This window comes from Rugosimonospora africana (assembly GCF_016862975.1).
GTDB lineage: Bacteria > Actinomycetota > Actinomycetes > Mycobacteriales > Micromonosporaceae > Rugosimonospora > Rugosimonospora africana.
This window is the reverse complement of the sequence record NZ_BONZ01000030.1, coordinates 278,615-304,788: the sequence shown is the minus strand read 5'-3', so window position 1 is coordinate 304,788 and position 26,174 is coordinate 278,615. Positions and strand designations below refer to the sequence as shown.

Sequence of the window (26,174 nt, the reverse complement as noted above, 5' to 3'; positions counted from 1 at the left end):
CGCCACCGGCGCACCGATCTGCGGATCACTCACGTCGTCGAGCACCTTGCGCCGCCCGTCCAACCAGATCCGGGCAATGCCCGGCGCGACGCTCGGATGAACGGTACCGGCCCCACTGACCAGCGTCGGCCACAACGCGTCGGTCGAGCCCTTGGCCGCCGACACAGCGGCACCATTCACCGCCGCCAGGTTGCGAGTCACCCGCGCCCCATGCGCGCTGACCGCAGCAGGCCGGGCCATGCCCTTCTGGTACTGAACGATCAACGGCAGCGTCGCCCGCTCAGCATCGTCATACTGGAACCGAACCAGCGCGGACACATCGAACAACTGCCGATCCAGCTTGCCCGACTGCACCAGCGCCACCGCATCCTGCGGAATCACATACACGTCGCCACCGACCCGGTCGGTCAGAAACCTGACGTGCTCACGCCCCTTGGCCGGCGCCACCTGGATGTTGCGCGAACCTGTCGGCCGCATCGTGACCCGGTCGCCGGTCAGTAGCGTCACCGTCGCCGGCTTGGCCGTGCCCGGCTTGCCCGTTGCCGCTGCCGACGCCGTGCCACTCACCGCGGCACCGGCACTCGACCGGCTCGGCCCGGCCCATGCCGACTGGCCGAGCCCGAACACCAGCCCGGTGGCGAGTAAAGCCATCGAAATTCTTCGTCGTGGTGTCAACCCCGTACCTCCCGTAAGGCGTCTTACCCGTATGGAGTGACCCCGAGTTCGGCGCGGATCGGTACGAAGCTTCGCGACCGGATTCCGGGACGAACTCGACGATCGACCTCAAACTAATCCATACATCCAAATCTGGCAAATGCGCATGTTACGGGCATCGGTGCTCGCGGCGAGATATCGGCTGCCCCGCGTGGGGACGTTGGGCAGACTGGTGCCGTGGACAGCCAGGAGATCGAGCAGTTCGAACGGGATGGGTACGTCGCCGTACGCGGTGCCGGTCGCGCGTGCGATCGTCGCCGGTCTCGACCGCGCCGCACGGCGCGCCGGCGGTGAGTGCCAGGATGAGACATGATCGGTCGCCTGGAGAAGACTGTCCTCGACTGCCTCGATCCCCGTGCGCTGGCCGCCTTCTACGCCACGATCCTGGGCATGCGCGTCAACGAGGACAGCGAAGACTGGGTCGTGATCGGCTCCGAGCCCGGAGCACGCCAGTTGGCGTTCCAACGCGTTCCCCGGTGGACTCCCCCGGACTGGACCGATCCGCGGCATCCCCAGCAGATGCATCTGGACATCCGGGTCGACGACGTGGAGGCAGCGGAGCGGGAGTTACTGGCTCTGGGGGCCAGACGGCTGCCGGGTGAGCTGGAGGGCCGCTACCGTGTCTTCGCGGACCCGGCGGGCCACCCGTTCTGCCTCGTGTTCGGCCGGCACCAGGGTTAGCGGGCGGATGTCTCGCCCGACCGTTGGCGCCCCGATCGACGGGCAACCAGCCGGCCTTCGGTGCGTACCGCCATCACACCCCCGATCACGGCAGTGAACCCCGCCGGTATCTGAATCCAGTTGCCGAGAGCCACCATCGCACCCTGCCGGCCGGCCAGGTTGAGCGGTCCGCCGCTGTACAGGAACGCGGCGAGGATCACCAATCCCATGACAGCGCCCACGCCGGGCGCCCACCGGCGCGGAACCAGCCCCACCAGAAGCACACCAGCCAGCATGGTGATGATGCCCGGCGGCGGATACATCGGGAACTGGAACCTCCCGGACGCCCACAGGACCGCGAGCGCGGCCAGGCCCGCGACCAGCCCGACGAACGTCGCGGCCCGGGGCCCGGACAACGTACCCGGTGCTTCCATCACAGCCTCCCTCTCGCGGTACGGCGGCCCTAACGGCCCCGCCGGTCGTGTCGGACCGACCCGGGTGACCCGGGCGACCCGTCATCGCTATCACGGATGGCGGCCGGCGTTTGTGACCGATCGAGAGGGAACCGCTTCGGCTGTGGCTTGCGGGAAGGCAACGAGCGGTTGGCGTTCGCTTCCGAAGATTGGGGGTCGGCTCGGGGGAAAGCCCGGAGGCAGTGGGTGTTGCCGGGCCAATAGCCTCCCACCATGATCCGTTTCCTCGTTCCCCTCACGGCGATTGCCGGTACCGCCATGCTGGTCTTCGCGACAGTGAGCCCGAGCCAGGCGATGTCCGGTGGCGAGCCCGTCAACGACCCGTCCACGGCCCCATGGGTGGCGACCCTGGCGTCGACGCCCGCAGCGACGGACGCCCCGCTGCTGCAGCGGGCCGGCTGCGGGGGTGTACTCATCACGCCGGATCGGGTGCTGACCGCCGGGCACTGCGTGGACCACGTCGACCCGGGCCAGACCGAGGTGCACATCGACGCGCGGGTGCTGTCCGGCGATCCGGGCCAGGTGCGTGGCATCCGGGGCATCTCCACCCTGCCGGGGTACCAGATACTGCCCTCCCCCGTCGATCCGAGCGACCTCAACCTGTCCAGCGCCCGCGACGACCTGGCCATCGTACTTCTGGACCGGCCGGTGACCGGCATCCGGCCGCTGCCGCTGGCACCCTCGCGACCGCGGCCGGGCACCGCCGTGGCCATGTACGCGCACGGCTCGACGGGGCTGGCCGGTGCCGACCAGTTCCGCGATGACGTGCTGCACCAGGGCAATCTGACGATGCTCGATCCGGCCGCGTGCGCGGCACAGACACCGGCCACTGTGGACGGTGGCTCGGTGGCTTGCGCGCAGGACGACCAGGGCGAGGTCACCGGCTGCTACAACGACAGCGGCAGTCCGGTCGTGACGTACCGCGACGGGGTCGCCCTGCTGGCCGGCGCGTTCAGCTTCGGCGGCGAGACCGCGGGCAAGGAGTGCGGTCAGGCGTCGCCCCTGTACTTCGCCGACGCCACCGCCTTTCGGGGATGGATGTATCGGCCGGCCCCGGTTCTGGAGCCGTACCCGGCCGGTCGGCCGACCGTCTCCGGTGCCGTCACGGTCGGGGCTCCGGCCCGTTGCGTGTCGGCCGGCTGGGATCCGCTGCGCGGCGGACCGGCCAGGACCGTGATGTACCAGTGGGCGACGATCCTGCGGGCGGGCCCGTTCATCATCCCGGTACCGATCGACGGGGCGACCGGTCAGGAGTTCGTTCCGGACGTGTCTCTTGCCGGTGCCGAGATCGCCTGCCAGGTGTCCGGCGGCAACCTGGCAGGCACCAGCCAGGCCACCTCCGACCCGGTCACCGTGGCCTCCTGACGCCGGCCGACCGGACCGGGTGAACGCCGCGTCGACCCGCGAACGAGACGAGAAGCCTCAACCCAAGGGATAGAAGAGAGACAGCGTGCAGCCGGTGGTGGTCGCGGGCACGTGCCACGACCACCACCGGCGCGTGCGGGAAGGTGCCGGCCGGGTAGTCGCGTGCGCCGTCGCTGAAGATACCGGCGACCACGTAGACCTCTTCCGGGCCGGGCTCGTGGACGTCGCGCCTCGGCCACGACGTGCCCGGGTCCATCTCCAGCACGTTGGCCGTACCGGCGGGCCTTCCGCGTGTCTTGACGCGCTATTTCCTCCGGCGGCCCTTCGGCAGGCCCCGCTCGAGGCCGTCCAGGATGAGTTCCAGCCCGAAGGCGAACTCGTCGCCGTAGGAATAGCCGGGCTGCAGGATGTGCGCTGTGGCCAGCTCGGCCAGGTGCGGATACGCCCCCTCGGCGAAGCCGCCCATGATGGACTGTGCCAGTTCGGAGGTCTCCTCCGGGGTTTCGAAGGGCAGGCTCTTCTCCTGCAGCGCGAACCCGTAGATGTAGCTGTCGAGCACCGAGAAGGCGTGTGCGGTCAACGCGACCGGGAATCCGCCCTGCCGCAGGCATCCGATCACGGCGTCGTGGTGGCGAAGCGTCGCCGGCCCCGGGGTGACGCGGGACTCCATGAGGCCGATGGCCCAGCGGTGCCGGGACAGCGCCTCGCGGACCGAGCCTGCCCGTCGGCGCATCGACTCCCGCCAGCCGTCTTCGGACGAAGGCAGCTCGATCTCGTCGAAGACGACGTCGATCATCCCGTCCAGCAGGTCCTCCTTGCCGGACACGTGGTTGTACAGGGACATCGCCTCCACGCCGAGGGACTCGCCGAGCTTGCGCATGCTCAACGCCTCGATCCCGCTCGCGTCGGCGAGTTCGACAGCGCTGCGCAGGACCCGGTCCCGGGTCAGCGGATCGCGTTTGGCCGTTCGGGTGGTGTTGCGTGGTGCCACGGTGGACTGTCCTCCTTCTGACGCTTGACAGCTTACACCGTAAGTAGGTCTACTTACGGTGTAAGTAGACGTAGAGAGGAGAGCAGCCATGAGCGACCTGATCAGACCCGCGGCCACCACCAACAGCGCGACCACGATGGCGACGATCCTGCAGGACCGCTACGGTGCGCAGCCCGAGGATGTGCTGCGGATCGGGCAGCGACCCGTGCCGGCGGTCGGCACGGGTGAGGTCCTGGTGCGGGTGGAAGCGTCCAGTGTGGACCGTGGCACCTGGCACATCATGTCCGGCCTGCCGTACCCGGTCCGCCTGGCGGGCTTCGGCCTGCGCCAGCCGAAGGCCGCGAACCCCGGCCGCAATCTCGCCGGCACCGTCGCGGCGGTCGGGGCCGGAGTCACCGGATTCGCCCCGGGCGACGAGGTGTATGGCAGCGGCACGGCGACGTTCGCCGAATACGCGCTTGCCCGCCCCGCACGCCTGGCCCGCAAGCCTGTCGGGCTGTCCTTCGCGCAGGCGGCGGTCGTTCCGATCTCCGGCCTGACCGCGCTGCAGGCGGTGCGGGACAACGGGCGGGTGCGGTCCGGACAGCGGGTGCTGATCACCGGTGCGGCCGGTGGCGCCGGCACCTTCGCGGTTCAGCTCGCGAAGGCGTTCGGGGCCGAGGTCACGGCCGTGGCCAGCACGGCGAAGCTCGACGCGGTACGCGGGATCGGTGCGGACCACGTCATCGACTACACATGCCAGGACTTCCTCGGGGACGGGCGACGCTACGACGTCATCATCGACATCGCCGGCAACCGCGGCCTGTCGGACCTGCGCCGCGCCCTGACACCGCAGGGCCGGCTGGTCATCGCCGGCGGCGAGACGAGCGGCAAGCTGCTGGGCGGCACCGACCGGCAGCTGCGCGCCCAGTTGCTGTCGCCGTTCGTCAGCCAGAAGTTGGGCACCTTCATCGCGTCCGAGAATGCCGACGGTCTCGAAGACCTCAGCGAGCTGATCGGATCGGGGAAGGTCGCACCCGTCCTGGACCACACGTACCCGCTCGCCGACACCGCCGCGGCCGTGCGCCACCTGCTCGATGGTCGCACCATCGGCAAGCTCGCGGTTTCCGTAGCGGCGTGAGGGCAAGGCACCACACGGCTCCCGAGGCGGCGACGGCTCACTGGTCCTCCCCCAGCAACGGCCGCGCCAGCGGGAGCAGTCCCGCCCGCCGTACCGGCTCAAGGGGCTCCTCCGGCCGCAGTTGCCGGTACGCCCGTGGCGGCAGCCCGTACGCCGCCCGGAAGCGGCGGGAGAAGTGGAACGGGTTGGCGAACCCGCACACCTCGGCTATCGCGCCGACGCTGATGTTGCTGCGTTGCAGCAACATGGCGGCGCGGGCAAGGCGAACCGCCTCGACGGCGGCGACCGGACCGGTGCCGAACCGCTGCCGGAAGATCCGGGCCAGGTGCCCCGGCGAGACGTTCGCCGCGGCCGCCAACTCGGCCATGCCCGGCGGTCGCATCCGCCCGTCGCGCCAGGCGGCGCGCAGGTAGTCGACCAGCGGACGCAGGTGCGCGGGCAACGCGTCGCCGGCATCGGCGGCCACCGGTCCGTTGACGAACAGGTCGAGCAGCCAACCCAGCACGTCGACGGTGCGCTCGGCCGCGCCGGGTGCGTCGGTGCCGCCGAGCCACAGCAGGTATCGGCACAGCGCCTCGATCGGGTCCCCGGCGGAGAAACGCCGGATCAACGGCCAGCCCTCGGGTGCGCGCGGGGCGGCCCCGTCCACCCAGGCGACATCATCGACGTAGAAGCTGACGTACCCGTGGACACACGGCCGATCCCGGTCCCAGGCGTAGTGTTCGCGCGGCCCCGGCCTGGCGAGTAACAGCATCCCGGGCTCGAGGCCGAGCGGCGGTGCCGACATCGGGTCACCGCCGTCCGGCGCGTACCGCCACGTGGCGTTGCCGCGCAGCATCCAGACGTACTCGTAGCCGGGCAGCACTCGAGGCCCGAGTGTGGCGCCGGGCGGGTAGTGCGCGACGGCGGGTCCGTTGCGTACCCGGATGCCGGCCGACGCGGAGGTCACGAACGGACAGGTTACCTGGCAGCGGTGGACATGGCCGCCTGTGCGGGATGTGGTCGAGACTGTTGACGCAGCTGCCGTACCGACCGGGGAGAAGTCATGACACCGATGCCGCCCGCGACACCGGCCGCCGACGTCGAGGCGCTGATCGAACAGGTTCGCCTCGGCGGGTACGGCGTCCTGCCGGATGCCCTGAGCCCCGAGGAGGTCGCGGGGGTCAACGCCGAGGCGATCCGCATCTGCCGGGGCGAGCTGGGTGAGATCGGGCACGCACCGGCCGCCGGCCGGGACGACTCCGACGCCGACGTGCTGCGGCGCTACCTGTGCGTGCACCACCCGCACAAGCTCTCCGGGCTGGTCCGCCGGTCCGTCGCGCACCCACGGATCGTCGACACCCTGGTCCGCGTTGTCGGGCCGAACGTCAAGTCGATGCAGTCGATGCTGTTCATCAAGTCGGAGGGCCGGCCGGGCCAGCCCTGGCACCAGGACGAGTTCTTCATTCCCACCCGCGACCGGTCGCTGTTCGCGGTGTGGATCGCCCTGGACGACGCGACGGTCGAGAACGGCTGCCTGTGGGTGCTGCCCGGGTCGCACCGCCGCGGCGTGCTCTACCCCGACCGGGAACAGGACGACGCCCGCTTCGACTGCTCCATCGAGGCGTACGACTTCCCGTACCGGGACGAGGACGCGATACCGGTCGAGGTGCCCGCCGGGTCGGCGGTGGTCTTCAACGGGTACCTGCTGCACCGGTCGCTGCCCAACACCGGCCGGCACGGTTTCCGGCGGGCACTGGTGCACCACTACATGAGCGCCGAGTCCCCGCTGTGCTGGCGGGTGCCCCCGGGTACCGCGCCGGCAAGGTGGGACTACCGCGACATCGTGCTCGTCGCCGGCGAGGACCCGTACGCCTACAAGGGCACCGCCGACCTGACGCGGGCCTATGTGCGGCCGGACAAGGACGGCGGCTGCGACCGCTGAACCCCACTACCCGACCGTTGCCGGGATCCACACTCTCATCGCGTGCGGGCCGCGGTTGGCCCAGGCGTAGTACGGGATGAGGGTGACGGGCGTGGGTCGCGCCACCGGGGCCGGCCCGCCGTAGGGGCGGTAGGGCGCGCCGGGCCGATCGGCCGCGACCGCGCCGGTGGTGTTCAGCACCGTTACCCCGTCGAGCAGATCCGGCCGGTGCTCGGGCCGCAGCGGGGCGGCCGGGTCGATGCGGATGTCTTCGAGGGTCACGCCGTCGGGCTGGTCGGGTTGTTCGATCGCGTAGACCAGCGGGCCACGGGCCACCGCCACGCAGCCACGGGTGGCGTCCACCCGGTCATCGGCCACCAGGAGTCGCGCCGGCATGGGCATCTCCAGCACGATCCGGTCGCCGGGCCGGAACACCCGCCGCAGAGAGGCGTACCCGCCGGCCACCACCGGCCATCCGTCCACAGTGGATCCGTCGGCCCAGTCGGGTACGCGCAGCGCCAGCTCCACCTCCCGGTCCGGCGCCTCGCGGACGGTCACCACGACCCGTCCCTGCCACGGGTACTCGGTCTCGACCTTTACCGCCAGGTCTCCGGCGCGCAGCGCGGCCGGAGCGTACTGGTGTATCCGCAGGCCGTTCTCGTCGCCGGTGGCGAAGTACTCCGGGAGGCTGGCCAGGGTACGCATCACGTTGGGCGGGCAGCAGGCGCAGTTGAACCAGGGCCGCCGGCCGTGGGCCGGGGACCGCTGGACGTCGCCGCGCGCTCCGGTGCGCCGGTGCAGGGTGTTGACGTAGAAGTAGTCGGTGCCCTCAAGCGAGACGGCCGGCAGGATCGCGTTGTAGAGCAGCAACTCGATCTGGTCGGCGTACCCGGCATCGCCGGTGGCCAGCAGCAGCCGCCAGGCCCACTGCAGCGTGCCGATGGCGGCGCAGGTCTCCGCGTAGGCCCGATCGGGTGGCAGCTCGTACGAGTCGCCGAACGCCTCACCGTCCCACCGGGAGCCGACGGCACCGGTCACGTGCTGCTTGCGCCGCCGCGTCGCGTCGTACAACCGGCGCACCGCGGCCAGCAGCTCGGCGTCGCCCGTCTCGATCGCGACATCGGTGGCCCCGGCAGCGAAGTAGACCGCGCGCACGGCGTGCCCCTCCAGCGTCCGCGCCTCGCGCACCGGAACCCGGTCGGCGTAGTGGGCCGGGTCGGCGTAGTGCGACGGGTCGAACCCGGGCTTCGTGGCCCGGCCGTGACCGCGGGCGTCCACAAAGTACTGTGCGAGCTCCAGATAGCGCCGCCGGCCGGTCTGCCGGTACAGCTCGACCAGGGCCATCTCCACCACCGGGTGCCTCTCGAGCTCCGGCCTGCGGCCGGGCCCGAACGTCGCGGCGAGCTGGTCGGCGAACCGGGTCGCCACGTCGAGGAGCCCCGTTTCCCCGGTCGCCCGGGCGGCCGCCACCGCGGCCTGGAACAGGTGGCCCGCGCAGTAGAGCTCGTGACTCATCCACAGCCGCGCGTACCGTTCCTCGCCGCGGACCTGGATGGCGGAGTTGAGGTAGCCGTCCTCGCGTTGTGCCGTGGCGATGATACGGGTGAGTTCGCGCAGCCGGTCGAGCAGCGCCTCGTCGGGGTCGCGGGCGTGCTCCCAGGCCGTCGCCTCCAGCCACTTGTACACGTCGGAGTCCCGGAAGCTGGCCCCCTCGGCGGTGCCGTCCGTCTCCCCCGCCGCCACCCGGAGGTTGCCGATGTTGCCGGCGTCGACGAGGCGCTGGTACCCGACCGGGAGGGCGGCCCGGTTGGCGGCGACGCGCCGCGCCCAGAACCCACCGGTCAGGCGGCTTCCGGACCCGGGCAGCGGGCGCAGCGCCACCGTGGCGGTGTCGCTGGGTGCCGCCGGGCCACCGCTAGAGTTGCGTTGAGAGCACGCCGAGGTCGTCACGTGCCACCACCGTCCTTCCGTCCACGATGATGCGAAGCCCCCGCCGATCGCGGGCGGGCAGACCGGGTTCGTCCCACACGACGTCGACCGTCCGCCCGCGCAACGCCAGTGACCGCACCCGGAACCAGTGCCAGACCCCGCGGGGAATCAGAGGATCGACCGTCAGCACGCCGTCCTCGTCCACGTCGAGACCGACCAGGCCGCCGAGGACGAGGTCGACGAACGACGAGTGGTAGTAGTCCTTCCCGACGTCCACGCGCCGTGGGTCGTTGGCGCGTCGCCACTCGCGCGTCACCCACTCGCCGGTCTCCGGGTCGAGGTCTTCGTCCAGCTGGTAGCCGCGGGATTCACGGTCGCCGCCGGATTCACGGTCGCCGCGCGGCACGTGCGCCGCGGCGTACCGCAGCAGCAGCGAGTGGAACACGGGTGCCCAGGTGTCGCGGGACACCTCGTTTCCGTGCAGCAACCGCGCCAGAGCGGTCAGCGTCTGGCTCGTGGCGAACGGCCAGCTGACCCCGTTCCACTTGCAGAGGAACCGCGGATCGGTCGTGGCGACCGGAAAGCGGTAGCGCGCGTGGCGGCGTTCGGCGGTACGGAGGCCGAAGGCGCCCGAAAATCCGGCGGGGTCGGTCAGCTCGGCCAGGGCCGGCTCCGGGTCGACCTCGCCCTGCGGCAGCCCGAAGTACCAGGGAAGGTAGCCGATCAGTTCCCTGGCGTTGCGGCCGCAGCCGGCGCTGCCCCAGGGTGGCACCGGAGAAAGCCGTTCGGCCTCCGGAAGGCGCCGCCGCACCGATGCGGTCCCGAGGTACTCCGCCTCACCCGCCGCCGACAGGGGACGCGTCTTGAAGAACTCGCCGTCCCACAGGACGTTCAGCACGCGCCGGCGCAGCCGTTGCGCCCGGTCGGCGAAGCGGTCCGCGGTCACCGGGTCGCCGGCGATGCGGGCGAGGTGCGCGATGGCCCGGGCATTGCCGTACTGGTAACTGTTGACCGACGGTCTCAGCCCGTCACCGCTGATCGAGAACTCCATCGCGTCGGCCAGGTCGTGTGCCCAGAACAGGCCGCTCGGGTGCAGGCTGTCCGCTTCCCGCGCCTCGTAGGCGGCCACCATGCCGGGCAGCACTGAGACCGGAACGGTGAGGTCGCCGGTGAGCAGGCAGCGCCGCCAGACGGCGTCCGCTATCCACTCGGTGTAGCGGCCCGGTTCGGCGCGGGGGTTTGTGTACCAGAAGCGGACGTAGTCGTCGACGAACCGGGGGTCGCGCAGCCAGCGGCCGTCGTAGATGTGGTGGCCGGCCGCCGCGTTCACGGTGCCGAATGCCCGGCCCGGGCCCGGCTGCAGGAACTCGCTGATCGTCCAGCCAGCGTCGCCACGGCTCAGGTGCCGGTAGAAGACCCGCCACCGGTAATCGTAGACGCCGGACAGGAGCGGGTCCGGGCAGGAGAAGTCCGGAGCGTTCGCGGCCAGCCACTCGTCCTCTGCGGGCGGCGGCACCGCATCGCCCCGGGCGCGGCGCCGGGGACCCGCCAGTCCCCGGGCCGCGTCCAGGTGCTCGCGACTCGCGGCCGTCACGCCGGCACTTGGCGGCGGAAGCGGACGGCGTCCGCGATGACGGCGCCGTTCGCGTTACCGCTGAGTTCGACGTAGCCGTCGATGCCGCCACGGAACCGGAAGACACCGATGGACACCCACTCGCCGGTCCGGATGTCCGGTACGCCATGCAGCTTCTGGTTGACCACGACCGGGGTCGCGCCGTCCGCGTGGTGCACCACGTAGGTCGCGGTCGTCGCCCGGTTGGTGTCGGCCGAGTAGGCCACCAGGACTTCGTACCGGTCGTCCCCGGGCAGCGCGGGACGGAACCGGGCGAGGCTGGTGGGATCGCCGGGATCGTGCGCGAGGTAGTTGTAGCCGTAGTACCCAGGACTGGTGCGGCTGCTCTTCCAGGTGCCCACGACCTCGAAGCCGAGCCCGCCGTTGTCGACAGTGACCTCTTCCCGGACGTCCGGCCGCGCGTGCGCCTCGACGAGGCTGAGCTCATCGAGCGAGATGGCGGTGCCGCCGCCCAGCCCGGCACCGGCGAGGGTGAACCGGATGGTGTGCCGTCCGGGCCGCAGTCGCAACGTGTCCAGCAGCACCACGTCGTACCCGTCGCCGCGGAAGGAGGTGAGGTCCACTGTGGAGTTACGCACCGTCTTTCCGTCCACGGCCACGGCCACCAGCCCGCCGTCCGTTGACCGGTAGTAGCGCAGCCACAGCTCGTACTGGCCGGGGCCGGCCACGAACGGGTACTCGATGAAGTCACCGGCCGCACCGGGCGTGTACGCCGCGCGGGCGCCCCCGACCGCGGCGGCGTCGGCGACCACGGCGACGGTCCCACCGGATCGGCTGGGGCGCGGCGCCGGGCGGCCCAGGTCGTGGGTCTTCGACGTCACCCGCGGCCCGGTGGCCAGGCTGTCCCGGCCCTGGGTCAGCCACTCCAGGTTGAACCGGGCGACGGCGACCCGGCGCGGAGTGCCGTCGAGGTCGCCGTCGCAGCCGTAGAGCAGCACGATCGTACCGTCGGACAGGTGCGCCAGATCCGAGTAGTACGCGCGGATCGGGCTGATCGACCGGCTGTACCGCAGCGAGTAACCCTCGTCGTAGCTGACCGAGACGGTCATGTTCCACCGCATCGGCGCGTCCGGCCGGCTGAACAGCAGCCGGCTGACGTCCCTACTGTGCGGGCCGCCGGTGTAACGGACGAGGCTGGACTGGACGCCGTTGAACAGGCCGGCGTTGAAGTCCATGGTGGGCAGCGACCAGGTGAGGCCGCGATCCGTGCTCACGGCGATGTCACGCGGCCAGTCGTTGCCCGATCCGGGCCGGCTGTTGACCACGACCGTCCCGTCCTCGCGCTGCACCAGGGTCGCTTCGCCGACGGTCGGGTGGCCGGCGGCCATCGGCACCGCGCTGCCGGCCTGCCAGGTGCGGCCGTGGTCGTCGCTGTAGATGGTCGACGCGCCGTAGTTGCGGTCCTCGGTGGGGACGCCGGTGATGACGGTGCGGTGCCCGACGGTCAGCAGCAGCCGTCCGGTGTCGAGCTGGATGCCGTGGCCCGGGCCGGGGCCGTGCATCGCCCAGTTGTACGGGAAGCCGTCGAAGAGCCCGGCGAGGCTGCGCCGCTCGCTCCAGGTGACGCCGCCGTCCGTGCTGGAGATGACGTAGACCGTGCTGGAGTCCGCGGAACAGCTGGTGTTGCCGGGCAGCCGCTCGCAGAGGTTGTGGAACAGGAACACCTCGCCGGTGATGTGGTCGACGACGAAGGTGGGGTTGCTCCAGCACTGGCCGTCCACCGACTGCTCCACCGTCTGCGACGGGGTCCAGGTCTGCCCGCCGTCGGTGCTGCGTCTGATGAGCAGGTCGTGGGCGCCCGCGTCGCACACCTCGTGGCGTCCTTCGGTAGCGGCGATGATCGTGTCGTCCGGCAGGACCGCCAACCCGTGCACGTGGTAGCTGGCCAGCGGGTCGACCGTGGTGTCCCACAGCGTGGTCTCGGCGAAGAACGGTGTGCCGGCCGTCGGCGCGGAGGCGAGTGCCCGGGACGGCAGGGCGGCTGCGGCGGCACCGGCGGCGAGACTGAGGGTGAACGCGCGCCGGCTGATGGGCAGGTTCATGCGACTGACTCTCCTTAGGGCGGAAGTCTCCCCCGAGACGAGGCCCGGGAGGTGGGCAGCTAACTCACGTCGGCGGAAGCGCGGGCAGGCCGGCGGCGTGCGGCAACAGGTCACGCATGCCGGCCAGGGCGGCGCGCAGCGCGGCCAATTCGCCGTCGGTGCACGGTTGGAACGGCGCCGAGGCGTGGGGCGGACAGAGCCCGAGCAGGTGTAGGGCGGTCTTGACCACGACGACACCGCTGGCGCCGGGCCGGACCGCGAAGATGTCGGCGAGCCGGTCGACGTCACGCTGCCGCGTCGCCGCGGCGTCGTGGTCGCCGGCCCGGCCGAGGCGGAACAGCTCGACGCACAGGGCCGGCGCGAGCATGCCGACGCCCGGCACCAGCCCGGCGGCGCCGCTTCGCAGCCCCTCGGCGAGCCTGCGTTCGGCACCCTGCGCGACACGGAAGTCCGGGCGCGCGGCGGCCGCCGCGCAGAACTCCCCGAACAGCGCGGGATCGCCCGAGCTGTCCTTCAGCCCGATGATGCCGGGCGTCTCCAGGAGACGGCGCAGCAGCGCCGGAGTGAACGGGTTTCCGGTGTAACCGGGACTGTTGTAGGCCACCACCGGCCGCCCGTGCGCGGCCGCGGCGTGGAAGTGCGCCGCGAGTTCGGCTTCGGTGTGCCGGAAGTAGAACGGAGCCGACACGACCACGGCGTCGATCGGCACGTCGGCGAGGCATTCGAGCCGCCGCAGCGTCTCGTCGGTGCCAGCGCCGGTCGCGGTGACCATGACCCGTGCGGAGGCTCCGATCAGCTCCCGCCACCGCGCGCGGATCTCCGACGCGTACTCCCGGATGGCGTCCGCGGGCAGCACCGGGCCCTCGCCGTTGGTGCCGGCGAGCATCAGGGTCGTGACGCCGCCGGCGGCCAGGTGCGCCAGCAGCGGCCCGGCCGCGTCGGCGTCCGGGCGCCCGCGCTCATCGAGCGCGGTGATGAGTGGGATGGTCACCCCGGCAAGCAGGTGACCGTCGTGGTCCGCATCGGTAGGCATTGGGCACCCCTCGGGTGGGAGTGGTCCCGGACGTTACCCGGCGACCCGACCCGACGCTAGACGCTAATGGGTATTAGCGTTTCTCGTTTGTTTCGAGCGAAGTCGCGACGAGCGAACCTGCCCAGCTCTATTGACATGACTCGCGACCGGGGCGAAACTTTGCGATCACCGAAGTAGCACGCATTAGCACTGGAGACCACGATGAACCGCGTGCCCGCCAGACGCCCGACGCAGGCCGACATCGCCCGGCTTGCCGGCGTCAGCCAGGCCACGGTCTCGCTGGTGCTCAACGAACGCGACGCCGGAGTAAGAATCAGCCCGGCGACCCGCGAACGGGTGCTGGCCGTGATGCGCGAGTGGGGCTACGTCGCCAACGCGTCCGCGCGGTCGCTGGCCGGCGGGCGCAACAAAATCATCGGGGTCTACACCTTCGAACAGGTCTTCCCCACCACCAGCGTGGACTTCTACTTCCCGTTCCTGCTCGGCATGGAGCAGGAGGCCGCCGAGCTGGGCTACGACCTGCTGATGTTCACCAGCGCCGGTGGGCAGCGCCAGATCTTCCGCGACGGCTCCACCCGGCTGTCGCTCGCCGACGGCACCCTCCTGCTGGGCCGGTACCCCAACATCGAGGAAATCGAACACCTCCGCGACTCCGGCTACCCGTTCGTCTACGTGGGACACCGGGAGGTCTCCGGCGCGCCGATCTCGTACGTCGCCGCCGACTACGCCGGAGCGACCCAGCAACTGACCGAGCGGCTGTTCGCGCTCGGGCACGAGCGGGTGGCCTACGCCCGGCTCGGCAACGGCGACGCGCAGCCGAGCCGGGACCGGGAAAAGGGGTTCCGGCGGGCGGTGCCGGCCGGCACGACCCGCCGGCTGACCGGTCCGGTGTGGACACTGGAGTCGGTCGACGAGGTGGACGGGCTGCTGAGCGAGATGCTCCGCAGCGGCGTCACCGGCGTCGTCGCCGAACAGCAACTGCTCGCCGAGGAATTGTTGGGGTGCGCGCGGCGTCAGGGCGCATCGGTACCGGGCGACCTGAGCATCGTCGTCCTCGGTGACTCCACCGGCGCCCGGCGGGACGACACGCCCTGGACCGGTCTCGTGGTGCCCCGCGAAGAGATGGGCCGTGAGGCGACCCGGTTGCTGATCCGGCTGCTTGAGTCGGCGGACAGCACCGCTCGCAGCGAGAGCGTCGAGTGCCCGCTGATGGACGGCGCCACCGTCGGTCCCCCGCACACGGCCGGCGGGACCGCCTGATGGCCACGACACCCACGAGAAACGGGAGTACCGCCACGATGACCCGGCCCGCACCCATCGACTGGAACACCTGGGACGTCCAGTACCACACCGCCGCGGCGCACCTGCCGTCCGGAACCCGGGTCCGGGTCGGCATCGGTACGCCGGACGGCCGGATCGTCGACGACTTCACCTGGCGGCGAGGCCTGGAACGGCTCGGCCACCACACCGTGGACGGGCAGTACGCCGAGGTGACCGTGCGGTGCGGCGATGCCGTGCTGCGGCTGGTCCTCACCAATCCCCGACCCAATGTCCTGTGTGGACTCGCCGAGCTGGTCGAGTCCGTGCCGGACGGGTACACCGTGCACCTCATCGTCGACCGCCTGCCCGGCGCACCCACGGACCACACGGTCGCGCTGCCCGAAGCGCCGGACGGTGCCACCGACCGGTGGGACCTCCAGGTGGGGGCGCAGCGCTGGCGGGTGGCACTGTCCGCGCCCGCCACCGCTGAGCCGGGTGACGGGATCCTCCGGCTGAGCTTCGCCGCCGGTACCGGGACGCACCGGTTCTCCTGGGCGCCCGCAGGAGGCAGCGCCGAAGCCGGGAGCGGCGCCGAGGCCGAGGCCCGCACCGAGGCCGATGGCAACGCAGAGGCGGACGGCAGCGTCGACCTCGGCTTCGACGTCGACGCCGCGCGCCGGCACGCCGAGTCGGCGGCGATCGGCAGCTCCGGTTGGCTCGGCCGGGCCGCCGAGGGCTACCAGCGCGCGCTGACCTGGAACACGGTGATCCGCACGGATCTCGCCCGGGTCATCACGCCCACCTCGCGCGACTTCGTCAGCCAGGCCCGCGGCGGCTTCTACGGCACCTGGGCCCTGCACGGCTGGGACACCTTCTTCTGCGGCCTCACCGCGACCTGGATCGACCACGACTACGCGCGCGGCATCTACCAGCAGATGCTGGAGCAGGCCACCGCGGACGGCTTCGTGCCCAACCGGGTCTCCGACGAGCGGGGACGCACCGACGACAGGTCCCAGCCTCCGGTCGGCGCGTACACGGTGTTCAAGTCCTACCTGAGCAGCGGCCTGTCCGACCAGACGCGGGATCGCCGGCTGCTGACCGACGCCTACCCGACGCTGCTCGGCTGGCACGACTGGTGGACCCGGGCGCGCCGGGGCCCGCACGGCGCACTCGCCTGGGGCTCCGACCCGACCGACGACCCGAAGTCGGCCACTGTGGACAGTACCCGGCGCGAATCCGGCCTCGACGACTCGCCGATGTACGACGACATCCAGTACGACCCGGTCACGCACACCATGAACCTGGCCGACGTCGGCCTCAACGCGCTGCACGCGGTCGACGGCGAAGCGCTCGCCGCGATCGCCGAGCGGCTCGGCGAAACCCGGACGGCGGCACGGCTGCGGGCCGAGGTGGCCGAGACCGGCCGGCGCGTCGAGGAGGTCTTCTGGGACGAGGAGGCGGGGCACTACCGCAACCGCCTCGGCGACGGCTCGTTCGACGTCCACCTGGCCCCGACGTCGTTCTACCCCCTGCTGGCCGGGATTCCCGACCCGGCCAGGGCGCGCCGCCTGGTGGACACGCTGCTCGTGCCGGAGTTGCTCGGCGGCTCACCTCCGCTGCCCAGCGTCTCGCGCAGCGACTCGGGCTACGACCGGCACTACATGCGCGGCCGGATCTGGGGTCCGATCGCGTTTCTCGTCGTCGAGGGGCTGCGGCGGTACGGGCTGGACTCCCACGTGGAGCGCATCGTCGACGAACTGCTGGGCATCTTCCGGTTCGAGTGGGAGCAGCACAGCCACGTCCACGAGAACTACTTCTCCAGCCCGGACGAGGACATCCACCCGTTCGAGGCGCGCTCGGATTTCCTGCTCAGCTGGGGCAACCTGTTGGCATACCTGGCGATGCAGCAGCTGGCCGACCCCCGGCCCGGCGGCTGGCGGTTCGCGCACCCCGGGCAGCCGGCGGAGCTTCGCAATCTCGCCCTGCGCGAGGGCCGGCTGAGCATCAGCGCCGGCGACCGGCTACGGGTGAGCCTGGACGGCACCGTCCTCGTGGAGGCCGACGACTCCGTCGTGGTCGCCGACTACACGCGAACGGCCGACACCGTACGGACGGTGGTCCACCGTACCGGCGCCGGGGCCGGCCGGCTCACCCTCGGTACCCCTCCCGCGGCCGGGGACGAGGTCACGGTACTGGTGGGCGAACGCGCCCAGCCCGCGACCGTTCCGGTCGAGGCCGGCGCGACGGTGACCGTCGACCTGCCGCCCGGCCCGGACCCGGTGCCGATCACCGTCACCGCCCCCACCGGACGGCCGGCGTGATCCGGGTCGTCGTCAAGCGGCTGCTCATCGGGGTCCTGGTGATGTGGGGCGCCGCCTCGCTCATCTTCGTCATCGTCCGGGTGGCTCCGGGCGATCCGGTGTCGATCCTGCTCGGGCCGGACGCCGGCCAGGACCAGATCGACCAGCTGACCGCGTCGCTCGGCCTCGACCGGCCGATGTTCGCGCAGTACCTCAGCTATCTCGGCCACGCCGTCCGGTTCGACTTCGGCGACTCCTACCTGTTCGGCCGCCCGGCGATGGCCGAGGTGCTGGAGCGCCTGCCCGCCACCGCCGAGCTGATGCTCGCCTCCACCCTCATCGCCGTGGTGGTCGGGCTGGCGCTCGGGCTGCTCGCCGGAGGCCGCCCCGGCACAGCCGTCGACCGGGTGGTGTCGGCCAGCACGATCGCCCTGCAGTCGTTCCCCACCTTCTGGGTCGGCATCATGCTGATCCTCATCTTCGCGCTGGCGTTGCGGCTGCTGCCCAGCGCCGGCTCCGGTACACCGGCGCACCTGGTCCTGCCGGCGGTGACACTGGCCCTGCCGTTCACCGCCATCGTCGCCCGCCTCACCCGGACCAGCGTCGCGGACACCATGCGCGAGCCGTACATCCAGACCGCCCGGTCCAAGGGGCTGACCGAGCGGCAGGTGCTGCTCGGCCACGCGTTGCGCAACTCGCTCATCCCGGTGGTGACCATCGTCGGCCTGCACATGGGCGGCCTGATGGGCGGCGCGGTCATCGTCGAGAACGTCTTCGCCTGGCCCGGGCTCGGCTCGCTCGTCGTGGACTCGGTGTCCAACCGCGACTACCAGGTGGTGCAGGCGGCCACGTTCCTCATCGCCGGCATCGTCATGCTCTTCAACCTCGTCGCCGACCTGGTCTACTCGCAACTCGATCCGCGAATCCGCTTGGAGGGCACATCATGAGTGTGCTCGTCGACGCCCGGAGCGGCCAGCAGGTCGCCGCCCGCCGGGCTCACGCGACCCGGCGCTGGCTCGGCCGCATCCCGTACGTGGTGCTCGCCCTGTACGCCGTCATCGGCGGTGTCGGGCCTCTGCTCATCGACTACGACCCGGTACACGTCTCGCTCGACGACCGGCTGCTGCGCCCCGGTTCGCACCTGTCCACCGGCGCCACGGCGTGGTTCGGTACCGACGGCGTCGGGCGTGACGTGCTCGCCCAGGTCGTGTACGGCGCCCGCACCTCGGTCCTCATCGGGGTCTGCACGGTCGCCGTCTCCTGCCTCGTCGGCGTCGCCATCGGCACCGTCGCCGGGTACTTCCGGGGGTGGCCGGACATGGTGCTCGCCCGCGGGATCGACATCCTGCTCGCCTTCCCGGCGATCCTGCTGACCATCGTGATCGCCGGCGCGTTCGAGCGCAGCGTCCTGGTCGTCGTGGTGGCGTTGTCTGCCACCGCCTGGATCTCCTTCGCGCGGGTCACCCGCAGTGTCGCGCTGTCCATCCGGGAACGCGCGTGGGTCGACGCGGCCCGCGTGCTCGGCGTCCGGCCCGTGTCCATCCTCCTGCGGCACATCGTCCCGTTCACCGCGGGCCCGGTCGTCGCGCTGGCGACGCTGGAGTTCGCCCTCGTCGTACTGGCCGAAGCCGGACTGAGCTTCCTCGGCATCGGCCTGCCCAACTCCGCGGTCTCCTGGGGTCAGACCATCGCCAACGGCAAGCAGTACCTGGAGTCCGCCTGGTGGATCTCGGCCCTGCCGGGAATCGCACTGTCGCTGCTGATCATCAATATCGGGATCCTCGGCGACCAGCTCACCGCTCGATATGGACGCGGGCATCTCCGGTAGCCGCCCGCGACCGCTCAACCCCTTCACCGAAAGAAGATTGCGATGACCAGATCGCTTGCCCTGCCGGCGACGCGGCGCACGGCCCTGGCCATGCTCGCCGCCGCCACGATGGCCCTCACCGCGTGCTCCGCCGCGACCAGCGGCGGTACGGACTCCAGCAACGGCGAGGTCGTCGTCGCCGGCACCTACCCCATCGACAGCATCGACCCGGACGGCCCGCAGGGCGGCGGTACCGGCCCGCAGATGGCCGAGCAACAGATCTTCAGCCGGCTGGTGCGCACCAAGCCGGACGGCTCGCTCGAAGGCGACCTGGCCACCTCGTGGAAGCCGGACAGCACCGCCACCCAATGGACGCTCACCCTGCGCCAGGGCGTGAAGTTCAGCGATGGCAAGACGCTCACCTCGGCCGACGTCGTCGACTCCTTCAAGCGGTTCATCGACCTCAAGGGCACCAACGCCGCCAACTTCCCCGGGTACACGATGACCGCCACCTCAGACAACGAGGTGGTTCTGAAGGCGTCGAAGCCGGACGCGGCGGTCCCGCGCAAGCTCGCCGTCTTCTTCGTACTGCCGGCCGGGGTCGCGCCGAACGACACCGCGTTCTTCGAGCACCCGGTCGGAACCGGTCCGTTCAAGCTGGAGAAGTTCAGCCCGAACGAGATCGCGTTGGTGCCCAACCCCAATTACTACGGCGGGGCGCCGAAGGTGAAGCGGGTCACCATCCGCAAGATGCCCGAGCTGGCCTCCCGGTTGACCGCGCTGCGTACCGGCGAGGTGGACGTGGCCTGGGGCATCCCCGACGACCAACTGTCCCAAGTGGAGAGTGACAGCAACCTCACGGTGAAGACGATCCAGAGTTCGGCCGTGTTCACCATGTGGTTCAACTCCTCCACGCCGGCACTGCGCAACGCTCAGGTACGCCGCGCGCTGTGGGAGGCCGTCGACTTCCCCACCATCATCAAGCAGCTGTACCCGCAGACCGGTAGCCTGTCCGACTCGGTCGTGTCGCCGCAGACTCTCGGCTACGTCGCCCAGCAGCCGGTCAAGTACGACCCGGCCGCGGCGAAGGCCGCGCTGACCGCCGCCGGCTTCGACTTCAACACCAAGCTGCGGCTGCAGTTCGCCAACGCCGAGTTCCGCCAGTTCAACCAGGCGGTCGTGTCCGACCTGGAGAAGATCGGGGTCCACGTCGACCTGCTGGAGAAGGAGCAGGCGGTGTTCACCAAGGACCTGCTCGCGCTGAACTGGGACATCAACTTCCAGCAGCTGTCCAATCCGATGCTCGACGCGGCCAACACCATCGGCCGGCTGTACCCGTGCGCGGCCAAGCGCAACGGGTACTGCAACCCGCAGCTGGACAAGCTGCTCTCCGAAGCCGGTGCGAGCAGCGACGAACAGGAGCGGGTGAAGCTGTACGGCGAGGCGACGCAGATCATCTGGCAGGACGCGGTCGGCATGTTCCCGATGGCGGTCAAGTACGCCTACGCCTGGAACAAGCGCCTCGCCGGGTTCAGTCCGGACCCGAACGGGCTGCCCGACTTCTCGCACCTGCAGGTGCGCTCTTGAGCGCAAGCGAAATGACCGCAACCGAAATGACCGCACGGATGCTCGCGGCCGGCTCCACAGCGCCGGCCGCCCCGTCGGAGCCGCTGCTGGAGGTCGACGGGCTCGTCGTGGAACTGCCCAGCACCGGGACAAACCCGCGACTTCGAGCCGGTGGCAGCCGGCCGGGAGCGGTCCGCGTCGTCGACGGGGTGTCGTTCGACATCCCGCCGGCAACGACGGTCGGGCTCATCGGCGAGTCGGGCAGCGGCAAGACGATGACGGCGAACGCCATCATCGGCCTGCTGCCCGACGGGGCCGCGGTCGGCGGGCAGCTGCGCTTCCGGGGCGAGGACCTGCTGCGGACCGACCCCGCGCGGCGGCGCGGGCTGCGCGGGCACGAGATCGCGATGATCTTCCAGGACCCGCTGGCCGCCCTCAACCCCACCCAGACCATCGCCCGGCAGGTCGGCGAGATCCTCCGCCGCTCCGGCCGGCCGCGCGCCGAGGTACGCCGCCGGGTCGTCGAACTGCTCGACCGGGCCGGCGTCCCGGAGCCGACCCGCCGGATGCGCAACTTCCCGCACGAGTTCTCCGGCGGCATGCGGCAACGGGCGATGATCGCCCTGGCGCTGGCCGGCAGCCCGGCCCTGCTGCTCGCCGACGAGCCCACCACCGCACTGGACGTCACCGTCCAGGCGCGCATCCTGCGCCTGCTGCACTCGATTCAGCAGGACGAGGGCCTGGCGATGCTCCTGGTCAGCCACGACCTGCGGGTGGTGGCGCACGTCGCGCACCAGGTGGTGGTCATGTACGCCGGCCGAGTCGCCGAGCGCGGCCCGACCGGCGCGGTCCTGGGGCGGCCCGCCCACCCGTACACCCGGGCGCTGGTGAACAGCGTGCCCGCGGTGCGCACCCGTACCGCACTGGCCCACCCGCTGCCAGGCACGCCGGCCACACCGGCGAACCGGCCGGCCGGGTGCGCCTTCCACCCGCGCTGCCCGATGGCCCGGGAGCGGTGCCGCACCGAACAGCCGGCGGTGCGGTCGGTCGCGCCGGACCGCTGGACCGCGTGCCACTTCGCCGAGGAGCTGTTGCAGGCATGACCGGCCAGAATCTCGTGGAAGTGCGCGACCTGCGGGTCAGCTTCGGCCGGCGCACCGGCAGCCGGCTGCACCGGTGGACCGGCACCGGCACGGCGCCGAGGGAGGTCGTCGCCGTCGACGGCGTGAGCCTCACCGTGGCGGCCGACGAGACCGTGGGCCTCGTCGGCGAGTCCGGATCGGGCAAGACGACCCTCGCCCGGGCGGTGGTCGGGCTCGCCCGGCCCGACGCGGGTACCGTGCTGCTCGACGGCGACCGGGTCGGCCCGGTGGGCCGGCGCACCGCAGCCCAGCAACGCGCCGTCCAGATGGTGTTCCAGGATCCGCGCTCCTCCCTCAACCCGCGGATGAGCGTCGCCGCGATCATCGGCGAGGCGTGGCGTACCCACCCGGTCTCCGCCCCCGCGGGCGACCGCGCAGCCGCCCTGCGCCAGTTGCTCGACGATGTCGGGCTGGACGAGAGCGTGGCCCGGCACCGGGCCGGCGAGCTGTCCGGCGGACAGTGCCAGCGGATCAGCATCGCGCGCGCCCTGGCCGTCAAGCCGAGGCTGCTCGTCTGCGACGAAGCCGTCTCCGCGCTCGACGTCTCCGTCCAGGCCCAGATCCTGCGGTTGCTGGACGACCTGCGGCGGCGACACCACCTGGCAATGCTGTTCATCTCCCACGACCTCGGCGTGGTGCACCAGATCGCGGACCGCATCGCGGTCATGCGGCGGGGCGTGCTGGTGGAGGAGGGCCGGGCCACCGATGTCCTCGGCTCCCCCCGGCACGAATACACCCGCAGTCTGCTCGACGCCGCGCTGGAGCTGGACACCGAGGACAGTCCACCGGTGCCCGACCCGGCCGGCGGCGAGCCGATGCCGGCCGGCGGCACCAGCGAACGTACGACGGAAAGGTGATACGTGAAGATCGAGCGGGCGATGTCGGCCGAGGTACTCATCGTGGGCGGGGGCCTCGGCGGTGTGGCGGCCGCACTCGCCGCCCTGCGCCGTGGCCGTTGCGTACTGCTGACTGAGGAGACCGACTGGGTCGGCGGCCAGCTGACCAGCCAGGGAGTCCCGCCCGACGAACACCCGTGGATCGAGCAGTTCGGGTGCACGCGCAGCTACCGCGCGCTGCGCGAGTCGATCCGCGACTACTACCGCACCTGGTACCCACTGACCGACGACGCCCGCACGGCGCGGGATCTCAACCCCGGCGAGGGTCGGGTGAGCCGGCTGTGCCACGAGCCGCGGGTGGCCGCCGCCGTCCTCGACGCCATGCTCGCGCCCTACCTCGCCGCCGGCCGGCTACGGCTGCTGCTCGGGCACCGTCCGGTGTCCGCCACCGTGGACGGCGACCGGGTCACCGGGGTGACGGTCGCCGACGCCTCGGGCGCCACCCGGGAACTGACGGCACGGTTTGTACTCGACGCGACCGAGCTGGGCGACCTGCTCCCGCTCGCCGGTGTCGAGCACGTCACCGGGTTCGAGTCCGGCGAACGTACCGGCGAACCGAGCGCCCCGCGGCACCCCGAGCCGGCGAACATGCAGGCATTCTCGTGGGTCTTCGCCATCGACCACCGGGCCGGCGAAGACCACACCATCGACCGGCCAGCCGGCTACCCCGACTGGGTCCGCTACCAGCCCCCGAAGTGGCCGAACCCGTTGCTCAGCCTCGTTGCCCCCGACCCGCGCACGCTGGAGACGGTACCCCGCACCTTCGTCCCCAACGCCGACTCCGGGCCGGTCGTCGCCGACCAGAGCAAGGACCCCGGCGACAAGGACCTCTGGGTGTTCCGGCGCATCCTGTCCCGCCGGATGCTGCGGCCGGGGCTCGCCGACAGCGACATCACGGTGGTGAACTGGCCGATGATCGACTATCTGCCGGGTCCCATCATCGGGGTCAGCGAGCAGGAGCGGGCCAAGCACCTGGACGGCGCGCGGGAGTTGAGCCTGAGCATGCTCTACTGGCTGCAGACCGAGGCGCCCCGCCCGGACGGCGGCACCGGATGGCCGGGGTTGCGGCTGCGCGGCGATGCCATGGGTACCGGTGACGGACTGGCCAAGGCGCCGTACATCCGCGAGTCCCGGCGCATCCAGGCGAAGCGCACGATCGTCGAGCAGGACCTGTCGCTGGCCGTACGCGGGGAGAACGGCGCGGTGGCGTATCCCGACTCGGTGGGCGTCGGGATGTACCGCATCGACCTGCACCCGTCGACCGGTGGCGACACCTACATCGACGTCGCCAGCTGCCCGTTCCAGATCCCGCTCGGCGCTCTCCTGCCGGTACGGATGCGCAACCTCCTGCCCGCGGGCAAGAACCTCGGGACCACCCACATCACCAACGGGTGCTACCGGCTGCACCCGGTCGAGTGGAACGTCGGCGAGGTCGCCGGCGCACTCGCCGCGCACTGCCTGGAGCACGACCTCGAACCGCACCAGGTCCACGCGACGGGACGGCTGCTCGACGCGTTCCGCGACGAGCTGGTCCGCGACGGCGTGGAACTGGCCTGGCCGCAGGTCAAGGGCTACTGACGCTCGCCGCGGCGGCAGCTCGGGCGTCGTGCCCGACCGGTCGCGTCGGGCTCAGGGCGTGTGCCGGCGGTGGCCACGCTCCTGGTGAGGCACGGTCTGGACGGTCGGCACCGTCGGCGACGGGAGGGTCGCCACCTCCTGCACCTCACGCTCGTACACGGGCGCGGGGTCGGGCAGCGACGGGAAGTGCGGGTTGTGGTGGCCCAGGCGCAGCGCCGAGGTCAGGTCGCCGACCGTCCTGCGGCGCCACGCGCTGATGTTCGGCTCGGCGACGCGGAACCGCCGTTCCAGCAGCCTCAGCATCGAGGTGTGGTCGAAGACATCACTGCACACCCAGCCGCCGCTGCTCCACGGCGACACGACCAGTGTGGGTACCCGGTAACCGAGGCCGATCGGACCGGCGATGCCGGCGGCGCCGGACGGCAGCGGCGACGCGGTCACCCATTCGCCGGGCGTACCCTCCGGGGCGGTCGGTGGTGGAACGTGGTCGAAGAACCCGTCGTTCTCGTCGTAGGTGACGATGAAGACCGACTTCGACCAGATGTCCGGCCGGGACGCCAGTGCCTCGAGCGCGTTGTAGATGTACTCCGCACCGGCTGCCGGCAACGCCGGGGCGTGCTCGTTCGCCTCCGGCAGCCCATACACCGACGGCAGGTACTGCGAGTCCAACCACACGACCTGAGGCAGCCGGTCGTTGACCACGTCGTCCGCGAAGTCCGACGGGTGGTGCGGCGTCATCCCGTTGACGTACAGGTCCGAGCCCGCCTCCGCGGTGCGGAACTGGTGGAACCAACCCAGGTCGGTGTCGAGCGGGTTCGCCGTGTAGTACTTCCAGCTGATCCCCGCCTGCTGCAACCGTTCCGGGTAGGTGGTCCAGGTCAACGGTGCGGTGGTCGCGAAGCTGTTGTCCACGACCGGCCCGCCGGCCTTGCCGTCCGGGTCGATCGTTCCGCTGATGGCCATCACCCGGTTCGGGTGTGTCGGGCCGAAGACCGAGCAGAAATACCGGTCGCACACCGTGAAGGCATCCGCGAGCGCGAAGTGGAACGGCAGATCTTCGCGCGTGTAGTAACCCATCGCCAGCGGCCCGACCACATTGCCGTCGGCGGCCCGGTGCGCGGGCATCCAGTTGTCCATCCTGCCGCCGTTCCACGACAGGTGCTGCGGCCCCCAGGCATGGGTCGTGGTGTGCACCGCCGCCGAACTGGTCGTGGTGGTGTCCAACCGGAACGGCAGCACATAGCCGTCCGGGTGGACGGTGTCGGGCTGGTAGAACACCGAGCGGCCGTTCGGCAGGCGCAGCGCGTGCGGGTCGTCGAACCCCGCCACTCCGGGCAGCGTGCCGAAGTAGTGGTCGAACGACCGGTTCTCCTGCATCAGGAAGATGACATGTTCGATCTGTCGCAGCGACCGCAGCGGTTCGGGTCGCTTCCCCAGCGCCTTGCGGACGGAGCCGGGCAGCAGAGCCAGACTCGCCGCGCCACCCGCGGCGCCCAGAAGCCTGCGTCGGCTGACCCCGTCGGACATTCCCTCTGGCATGACGATGCCTCCCCGGAAGACCGTTCTCGCCCCTGCGCGAGCCTGTCAAGCAGGCGTGTCCAGGGAGCGACGCGCGATCGATTCATTCATGAACGTAAGACAATCGATCCGACAATACGCCCGCTCACCTCACCGACCGGTGCCCGGCCGGTACGTGTCCTCACTGCTGTGCTGGATCCGCCGCCGTTCGCCGAAATTGCCGCCAATCGGCGCAATAGGTGAT

21 protein-coding genes and 1 pseudogene are annotated in these 26,174 nt (G+C 71.2%); 12 read left to right on the top strand and 10 right to left on the bottom strand.

Going from position 1 to position 26,174, the window contains the following annotated elements; translation table 11 throughout:
- Positions 1–507 (bottom strand): annotated as a pseudogene (locus Raf01_RS16435) (S8 family serine peptidase); the annotation flags it as partial.
- Between the two features lie 516 nt (positions 508–1,023).
- Here Raf01_RS16435 and Raf01_RS16430 point away from each other — a divergent pair.
- Positions 1,024–1,395: a VOC family protein gene (locus Raf01_RS16430; protein ID WP_203918746.1), complete on the top strand. Its 372-nt coding sequence runs from the start codon at positions 1,024–1,026 to the stop codon at positions 1,393–1,395.
- Here Raf01_RS16430 and Raf01_RS16425 read toward each other — a convergent pair.
- Positions 1,392–1,808 carry a hypothetical protein gene (locus Raf01_RS16425; protein ID WP_203918745.1) on the bottom strand — a complete coding sequence of 139 codons (417 nt, stop codon included), beginning with the start codon at positions 1,806–1,808 and terminating at the stop codon, positions 1,392–1,394. The two genes, Raf01_RS16430 and Raf01_RS16425, sit on opposite strands and share 4 nt — an antisense overlap.
- Positions 1,809–2,060: 252 nt before the next feature.
- Between Raf01_RS16425 and Raf01_RS16420 the strand changes: the two genes are divergently transcribed.
- Positions 2,061–3,212 (top strand): S1 family peptidase, encoded by a 1,152-nt coding sequence (locus Raf01_RS16420; RefSeq protein WP_203918744.1) that lies wholly within the window; start codon positions 2,061–2,063, stop codon positions 3,210–3,212.
- Here Raf01_RS16420 and Raf01_RS16415 read toward each other — a convergent pair.
- Together Raf01_RS16415 and Raf01_RS16410 are read right to left on the bottom strand one after the other, a co-directional pair.
- Complete coding sequence (locus tag Raf01_RS16415; RefSeq protein ID WP_203918743.1) at positions 3,196–3,477, bottom strand: cupin domain-containing protein; 282 nt, start codon at positions 3,475–3,477, stop codon at positions 3,196–3,198. The genes Raf01_RS16420 and Raf01_RS16415 overlap by 17 nt on opposite strands.
- 39 nt (positions 3,478–3,516) lie before the next feature.
- Positions 3,517–4,203 (bottom strand): TetR/AcrR family transcriptional regulator, encoded by a 687-nt coding sequence (locus Raf01_RS16410; RefSeq protein ID WP_239133655.1) that lies wholly within the window; start codon positions 4,201–4,203, stop codon positions 3,517–3,519.
- Between the two features lie 88 nt (positions 4,204–4,291).
- Between Raf01_RS16410 and Raf01_RS16405 the strand changes: the two genes are divergently transcribed.
- On the top strand, positions 4,292–5,323 hold the full coding sequence (locus tag Raf01_RS16405) for an NAD(P)-dependent alcohol dehydrogenase (RefSeq protein ID WP_373319534.1): 1,032 nt from the start codon (positions 4,292–4,294) through the stop codon (positions 5,321–5,323).
- 37 nt (positions 5,324–5,360) lie between these two features.
- Here Raf01_RS16405 and Raf01_RS16400 read toward each other — a convergent pair whose 3' ends face one another.
- Positions 5,361–6,272, bottom strand: a complete 912-nt coding sequence (locus tag Raf01_RS16400; RefSeq protein ID WP_203918741.1) for a helix-turn-helix transcriptional regulator — start codon at positions 6,270–6,272, stop codon at positions 5,361–5,363.
- Between the two features lie 96 nt (positions 6,273–6,368).
- Between Raf01_RS16400 and Raf01_RS16395 the strand changes: the two genes are divergently transcribed.
- Positions 6,369–7,247: a phytanoyl-CoA dioxygenase family protein gene (locus tag Raf01_RS16395; protein ID WP_203918740.1), complete on the top strand. Its 879-nt coding sequence runs from the start codon at positions 6,369–6,371 to the stop codon at positions 7,245–7,247.
- A 6-nt stretch (positions 7,248–7,253) separates the two neighbouring features.
- Here Raf01_RS16395 and Raf01_RS16390 read toward each other — a convergent pair whose 3' ends face one another.
- From Raf01_RS16390 to Raf01_RS16375, 4 genes are all read right to left on the bottom strand, one after another.
- Complete coding sequence (locus tag Raf01_RS16390) at positions 7,254–9,176, bottom strand: glycoside hydrolase family 127 protein (protein WP_203918739.1); 1,923 nt, start codon at positions 9,174–9,176, stop codon at positions 7,254–7,256.
- Positions 9,142–10,749, bottom strand: a complete 1,608-nt coding sequence (locus Raf01_RS16385) for an MGH1-like glycoside hydrolase domain-containing protein (protein ID WP_203918738.1) — start codon at positions 10,747–10,749, stop codon at positions 9,142–9,144. The genes Raf01_RS16390 and Raf01_RS16385 overlap by 35 nt, the downstream gene beginning before the upstream one ends.
- The gene (locus Raf01_RS16380) at positions 10,746–12,830 is read right to left on the bottom strand and encodes a golvesin C-terminal-like domain-containing protein (RefSeq protein WP_203918737.1); all 2,085 of its coding nucleotides are present in this window, start codon (positions 12,828–12,830) and stop codon (positions 10,746–10,748) included. The genes Raf01_RS16385 and Raf01_RS16380 overlap by 4 nt, the downstream gene beginning before the upstream one ends.
- A gap of 64 nt (positions 12,831–12,894) precedes the next feature.
- The gene (locus tag Raf01_RS16375; RefSeq protein WP_203918736.1) at positions 12,895–13,863 is read right to left on the bottom strand and encodes a dihydrodipicolinate synthase family protein; all 969 of its coding nucleotides are present in this window, start codon (positions 13,861–13,863) and stop codon (positions 12,895–12,897) included.
- A 210-nt stretch (positions 13,864–14,073) separates the two neighbouring features.
- On the opposite strand from Raf01_RS16375, the gene Raf01_RS16370 reads away from it, so the two are divergent.
- Genes Raf01_RS16370 through Raf01_RS16335 form a run of 8 tightly spaced genes read left to right on the top strand, consistent with a single transcriptional unit; the run spans position 14,074 to position 24,412 of the window.
- Complete coding sequence (locus Raf01_RS16370; protein WP_203918735.1) at positions 14,074–15,123, top strand: LacI family DNA-binding transcriptional regulator; 1,050 nt, start codon at positions 14,074–14,076, stop codon at positions 15,121–15,123.
- 38 nt (positions 15,124–15,161) lie between these two features.
- Positions 15,162–17,444, top strand: a complete 2,283-nt coding sequence (locus tag Raf01_RS16365; protein WP_203918734.1) for an amylo-alpha-1,6-glucosidase — start codon at positions 15,162–15,164, stop codon at positions 17,442–17,444.
- The gene (locus Raf01_RS16360) at positions 17,441–18,370 is read left to right on the top strand and encodes an ABC transporter permease (protein ID WP_203918733.1); all 930 of its coding nucleotides are present in this window, start codon (positions 17,441–17,443) and stop codon (positions 18,368–18,370) included. The genes Raf01_RS16365 and Raf01_RS16360 overlap by 4 nt, the downstream gene beginning before the upstream one ends.
- Complete coding sequence (locus Raf01_RS16355) at positions 18,367–19,251, top strand: ABC transporter permease (protein ID WP_203918732.1); 885 nt, start codon at positions 18,367–18,369, stop codon at positions 19,249–19,251. The genes Raf01_RS16360 and Raf01_RS16355 overlap by 4 nt, the downstream gene beginning before the upstream one ends.
- 42 nt (positions 19,252–19,293) lie before the next feature.
- Positions 19,294–20,817, top strand: coding sequence for an ABC transporter substrate-binding protein (locus Raf01_RS16350; protein WP_203918731.1), 1,524 nt, complete (start codon positions 19,294–19,296; stop codon positions 20,815–20,817).
- 11 nt (positions 20,818–20,828) lie between these two features.
- Positions 20,829–21,899 (top strand): ABC transporter ATP-binding protein, encoded by a 1,071-nt coding sequence (locus Raf01_RS16345; RefSeq protein ID WP_203918730.1) that lies wholly within the window; start codon positions 20,829–20,831, stop codon positions 21,897–21,899.
- Entirely contained in the window at positions 21,896–22,795 is a 900-nt protein-coding gene (locus Raf01_RS16340) for an ATP-binding cassette domain-containing protein (RefSeq protein WP_203918729.1), read from the top strand. The genes Raf01_RS16345 and Raf01_RS16340 overlap by 4 nt, the downstream gene beginning before the upstream one ends.
- 3 nt (positions 22,796–22,798) lie before the next feature.
- Positions 22,799–24,412, top strand: a complete 1,614-nt coding sequence (locus Raf01_RS16335) for an FAD-dependent oxidoreductase (RefSeq protein WP_239133654.1) — start codon at positions 22,799–22,801, stop codon at positions 24,410–24,412.
- Positions 24,413–24,463: 51 nt separating this feature from the next.
- Here the strand turns inward: Raf01_RS16335 and Raf01_RS16330 are convergent, their stop codons facing one another.
- The gene (locus Raf01_RS16330; RefSeq protein ID WP_203918728.1) at positions 24,464–25,951 is read right to left on the bottom strand and encodes an alkaline phosphatase family protein; all 1,488 of its coding nucleotides are present in this window, start codon (positions 25,949–25,951) and stop codon (positions 24,464–24,466) included.
- Positions 25,952–26,174: the final 223 nt, after the last annotated feature.

Coding starts and splice junctions, on each gene's coding strand:
- Raf01_RS16430 (WP_203918746.1), top strand. CDS start 1,024: ATGATCGGTCGCCTGGAGAAGACTGTCCTCGACTGCCTCGATCCCCGT.
- Raf01_RS16425 (WP_203918745.1), bottom strand. CDS start 1,808: ATGGAAGCACCGGGTACGTTGTCCGGGCCCCGGGCCGCGACGTTCGTC.
- Raf01_RS16420 (WP_203918744.1), top strand. CDS start 2,061: ATGATCCGTTTCCTCGTTCCCCTCACGGCGATTGCCGGTACCGCCATG.
- Raf01_RS16405 (WP_373319534.1), top strand. CDS start 4,292: ATGAGCGACCTGATCAGACCCGCGGCCACCACCAACAGCGCGACCACG.
- Raf01_RS16395 (WP_203918740.1), top strand. CDS start 6,369: ATGACACCGATGCCGCCCGCGACACCGGCCGCCGACGTCGAGGCGCTG.
- Raf01_RS16380 (WP_203918737.1), bottom strand. CDS start 12,830: ATGAACCTGCCCATCAGCCGGCGCGCGTTCACCCTCAGTCTCGCCGCC.
- Raf01_RS16375 (WP_203918736.1), bottom strand. CDS start 13,863: ATGCCTACCGATGCGGACCACGACGGTCACCTGCTTGCCGGGGTGACC.
- Raf01_RS16365 (WP_203918734.1), top strand. CDS start 15,162: ATGACCCGGCCCGCACCCATCGACTGGAACACCTGGGACGTCCAGTAC.
- Raf01_RS16355 (WP_203918732.1), top strand. CDS start 18,367: ATGAGTGTGCTCGTCGACGCCCGGAGCGGCCAGCAGGTCGCCGCCCGC.
- Raf01_RS16350 (WP_203918731.1), top strand. CDS start 19,294: ATGACCAGATCGCTTGCCCTGCCGGCGACGCGGCGCACGGCCCTGGCC.
- Raf01_RS16345 (WP_203918730.1), top strand. CDS start 20,829: ATGACCGCAACCGAAATGACCGCACGGATGCTCGCGGCCGGCTCCACA.
- Raf01_RS16340 (WP_203918729.1), top strand. CDS start 21,896: ATGACCGGCCAGAATCTCGTGGAAGTGCGCGACCTGCGGGTCAGCTTC.
- Raf01_RS16330 (WP_203918728.1), bottom strand. CDS start 25,951: ATGCCAGAGGGAATGTCCGACGGGGTCAGCCGACGCAGGCTTCTGGGC.